1 protein-coding gene is annotated in these 428 nt (G+C 63.6%); it reads left to right on the forward strand.

All coding sequences use genetic code 11. The features are described from left to right. A partial coding sequence (locus tag BST27_RS30880) for an integrase core domain-containing protein (RefSeq protein WP_249025755.1) occupies positions 1–309 on the forward strand: 309 nt, incomplete at its 5' end. Between the last annotated feature and the right edge of the window lie 119 nt (positions 310–428).

Genomic DNA, 428 nt, shown 5'->3' on the forward strand with positions numbered 1-428 from the left:
ACGGGTGGAACGGGTGCGTCACCCGAACGATTCGCTGATCACCGACCGGATGGAGCGCAGTTGACGACTCGGGACAACGCCCTGGCCGAGACGGTGAACGGCTATTACAAGGCCGAGTTGATCTACGGACCCGCCCGCAGCGGGCCGTGGAAGACCGTCGAGGACGTCGAACTGGCCACCCTGGGCTGGGTCCATTGGCACAACACCACCCGCCTACACGGCTACCTCAATGACGTCCCACCCGCAGAGTTCGAAGCCGTCTTCTACGATGCCCAACGGAGCGACCAACCCCTGGTCGAAATCCAATAGCCCGAGCCTCCGGGAAACCCAGGGCGATTCAGACGCCGGCGTTGATCGCGCTCACTGAAATTCCCCACTGACGCTCATCGAAATTCCCCACCCGTGTGGCTCCGCCGAGAAGGGCGGGC

The sequence above is a fragment of the Mycobacterium intermedium genome (genome assembly GCF_002086275.1).
Lineage (GTDB): Bacteria > Actinomycetota > Actinomycetes > Mycobacteriales > Mycobacteriaceae > Mycobacterium > Mycobacterium intermedium.